This window comes from Geobacillus sp. PK12 (assembly GCF_004123125.1).
GTDB classification, from domain to species: domain Bacteria; phylum Bacillota; class Bacilli; order Bacillales; family Anoxybacillaceae; genus Geobacillus; species Geobacillus zalihae.
The window spans coordinates 1-3,527 of the sequence record NZ_SDKL01000067.1 but is presented as its reverse complement, the minus strand read 5'-3'; the positions used below and the strand labels follow the sequence as shown (position 1 = coordinate 3,527).

Genomic DNA, 3,527 nt, shown 5'->3' with positions numbered 1-3,527 from the left:
GCCAACGAATAGGATAGAATATGGCTAGAACGGACACCTTCGGAACGAAGGGAAGCGTAAAGGGTTCTTGTGTGTGGCTTACCGTTCGGCGAACACGCACAAGTCGCTTGAAGCCTCCACCTCTAAGCGAAGCGTAGGTGTGGGTAGTTCACACAACGGAGATGACGTTCATGCAGCGGAGGACTGCCAGCGAGCGCTGGCAGTATTTTTCGTAAAAAATCGCTAAATGGAGTGAATGAGGTATGAGTCATGAAGAATTGAACGACCAACTGCGCGTCCGCAGGGAAAAGCTGAAAAAAATTGAGGAATTGGGTGTCGACCCGTTTGGCAAACGGTTCGAGCGCACTCATAAAGCGCAAGAACTGTTCGAACTGTACGGCGATTTGTCGAAAGAGGAACTTGAAGAAAAGCAAATTGAAGTCGCCGTCGCCGGCCGCATCATGACAAAGCGCGGCAAAGGAAAAGCCGGGTTCGCCCATATCCAGGATGTCACCGGGCAGATTCAAATTTACGTCCGTCAAGACGATGTTGGCGAACAGCAGTACGAACTGTTTAAAATCTCTGACCTTGGCGATATCGTCGGCGTGCGCGGCACAATGTTTAAAACAAAAGTTGGTGAACTTTCCATCAAAGTGTCGTCGTACGAATTTTTGACGAAAGCGCTGCGTCCGCTGCCGGAAAAATACCATGGTTTGAAAGACATAGAGCAACGCTATCGCCAGCGTTATCTCGATTTAATTATGAATCCGGAGAGCAAAAAGACGTTCATCACCCGCAGTTTCATCATCCAATCGATGCGGCGGTATCTCGACAGCCGTGGCTATTTGGAAGTTGAAACGCCGATGATGCACGCCGTTGCTGGCGGCGCTGCGGCGCGCCCGTTCATTACGCATCATAACGCATTGGATATGACCCTTTATATGCGAATCGCCATCGAGCTCCATTTAAAACGGCTCATCGTCGGTGGTTTGGAAAAAGTGTATGAAATCGGCCGCGTTTTCCGGAACGAAGGCATTTCCACCCGCCATAATCCGGAGTTTACGATGCTCGAATTGTACGAGGCGTACGCCGATTTCCGTGACATCATGGAACTAACGGAAAACTTGATCGCCCACATTGCCACTGAAGTGCTTGGAACGACGAAAATTCAATACGGCGAGCATGTCGTCGACTTAACGCCCGAGTGGCGGCGCCTCCATATGGTCGATGCGATCAAGGAATATGTCGGCGTCGACTTCTGGCGGCAGATGAGCGACGAAGAGGCGCGGGAGCTGGCGAAAGAACATGGAGTGGAAGTTGCTCCACATATGACGTTTGGCCATATTGTCAACGAATTTTTTGAACAAAAAGTCGAGTCTCACCTCATTCAGCCGACGTTCATTTATGGCCATCCGGTTGAAATTTCACCGTTGGCCAAGAAAAATCCGGACGACCCGCGTTTTACCGACCGATTTGAGCTGTTTATCGTCGGGCGCGAACATGCCAACGCCTTTACCGAATTGAATGATCCGATCGATCAGCGCCAACGCTTTGAGGCGCAGCTGAAAGAGCGTGAACAAGGAAACGATGAAGCACATGAAATGGACGAAGACTTCCTTGAAGCGCTCGAGTACGGCATGCCGCCAACAGGCGGGCTTGGCATCGGCGTCGACCGTCTGGTCATGCTGCTGACGAACTCGCCGTCGATCCGCGACGTGTTGCTTTTCCCGCAAATGCGTCATAAATAAATTTGATCGCTCCCTGCAAAGACAAGCAGCAGGGGGCTTTTCATTTATGTAAAAATAGTCGTCGTTGTTTTGTTGAAAAACAAACACAGGAAGTCGAGTTGACAAACCACTCCCAACGTGTTATATTATGATAGCACGTTGAAATGACAGCACTAATCAAAAACAAGGACCTATTGACAAATAAATAAATTTAATTATAATATGACTTGTCTGTTGATTGTCTAGTGATGATAGCGGAGGGGAAACACCCGTTCCCATCCCGAACACGGAAGTTAAGCCCTCCAGCGCCGATGGTAGTTGGGGCCAGCGCCCCTGCAAGAGTAGGTCGTCGCTAGGCAATCTTGTGGAGGATTAGCTCAGCTGGGAGAGCACTTGCCTTACAAGCAAGGGGTCGGCGGTTCGATCCCGTCATCCTCCACCACTTATATTATATCTATATATAAGTACTATGAGCCATTAGCTCAGTAACGAGCGATGCATCTTTGAATTGGCTGCGAGCTGCCTCGACGCATTTGACTTTCTCGAATAAGCTTGTAGAGGAAGAGGCAGGTAGAGCAACGAGCTTTGCATCATTGAGTTTGCTGCGAGTTGTCCCGACGCATCCGACATCTTCGAATATGCTAGCAGAGGAAGGGACATCGTTCACTGTGAGTGTATACTTGACTATGAGCCATTAGCTCAGTAACGAGCGTTGCATCTTCGAGTTTGCTTCGAGTTACCTCGACGCACTTGGCATCTTTGAATCGGCTGGGAGAGGAAGAGGCAGGTAGAGTGAAACGAAGCTGTAGAGTGTTATCCTAACCATGAGCCATTAGCTCAGTAGGTAGAGCATCTGACTTTTAATCAGAGGGTCGGAGGTTCGAGTCCTCCATGGCTCACCACAATTGATTTGCGGGTGTGGCGGAATTGGCAGACGCGCTAGATTCAGGGTCTAGTGCCCTTTACGGGCGTGGGGGTTCGAGTCCCTTCACCCGCATGTTGATTCGAGCGGAAGTAGTTCAGCGGTAGAACACCACCTTGCCAAGGTGGGGGTCGCGGGTTCGAGTCCCGTCTTCCGCTCCATTTATTTGCCCATTTAGCCGGGGTGGCGGAATTGGCAGACGCACAGGACTTAAAATCCTGGGGTAGGTCACTACCGTGCCGGTTCGAGTCCGGCCCTCGGCACTTGCGCTCGTAGCTCAATTGGATAGAGCATCTGACTACGGATCAGAAGGTTAGGGGTTCGAATCCTCTCGAGCGCGTTGGCGGGAAGTAGCTCAGTTTGGCAGAGCACATGGTTTGGGACCATGGGGTCGCAGGTTCAAATCCTGTCTTCCCGATAGCGGATATATGGGGCCTTAGCTCAGCTGGGAGAGCGCCTGCTTTGCACGCAGGAGGTCATCGGTTCGATCCCGATAGGCTCCACTGTTGCTTTATGTCTGTGCCTGCCGCTTGCAAGGGAATTTGAAGACGTGAGGTTCCTCGGTAGGATTACAGACTCGGTAGGATTACAGAGAAGCAAACGAAAGTAGCAACCTTGTGTCCTGCAAGTGAATGGAGAGAAGCGGGATTCTTCGACGAAAACCAGCAGAGAAGTTGTTTCAATGCAGCAACTTTGCGCCTGTGTCTTCTAGTGAATTCGGGGGAATTGGGTTCCTCGACGCAAGACTGCAACGAAGCAAGTTCAAGAAGAGGTCTCGTTCCTTGAAAACTGAACGAAACGAAGCGCGACGAAAAGCGGAGGCCGCTTTGGCCGAAGCTGGACAATCCGAAAAGTCAATCAACTTTCTTTTGGAGAGTTTGATCCTGGCTCAGGACGAA

Annotated in this window: 1 protein-coding gene, 8 tRNA genes and 1 rRNA gene; all 10 read left to right on the top strand. The window is 50.6% G+C overall.

Annotated features, from left to right (window positions below):
- The first annotated feature begins 242 nt into the window (after positions 1-242).
- The 10 genes from lysS to ETR37_RS17035 all read left to right on the top strand — a co-directional run bounded on the left by lysS (position 243) and on the right by ETR37_RS17035 (position 3,131).
- On the top strand, positions 243-1,727 hold the full coding sequence (lysS, locus tag ETR37_RS17080) for a lysine--tRNA ligase (protein WP_015373717.1): 1,485 nt from the start codon (positions 243-245) through the stop codon (positions 1,725-1,727).
- A 220-nt stretch (positions 1,728-1,947) separates the two neighbouring features.
- A 5S ribosomal RNA gene (gene rrf / locus ETR37_RS17075) occupies positions 1,948-2,064 on the top strand.
- An 8-nt stretch (positions 2,065-2,072) separates the two neighbouring features.
- Positions 2,073-2,148, top strand: a tRNA-Val gene (locus ETR37_RS17070).
- Between the two features lie 384 nt (positions 2,149-2,532).
- A tRNA-Lys gene (locus ETR37_RS17065) sits at positions 2,533-2,608 on the top strand.
- 10 nt (positions 2,609-2,618) lie between these two features.
- Positions 2,619-2,703, top strand: a tRNA-Leu gene (locus ETR37_RS17060).
- Between the two features lie 11 nt (positions 2,704-2,714).
- Positions 2,715-2,789, top strand: a tRNA-Gly gene (locus tag ETR37_RS17055).
- 16 nt (positions 2,790-2,805) lie between these two features.
- Positions 2,806-2,891, top strand: a tRNA-Leu gene (locus ETR37_RS17050).
- Positions 2,892-2,894: 3 nt separating this feature from the next.
- A tRNA-Arg gene (locus tag ETR37_RS17045) sits at positions 2,895-2,968 on the top strand.
- 4 nt (positions 2,969-2,972) lie between these two features.
- Positions 2,973-3,046 (top strand) — tRNA-Pro (locus ETR37_RS17040).
- A 12-nt stretch (positions 3,047-3,058) separates the two neighbouring features.
- Positions 3,059-3,131, top strand: a tRNA-Ala gene (locus ETR37_RS17035).
- The last annotated feature ends 396 nt before the right edge of the window (positions 3,132-3,527 follow it).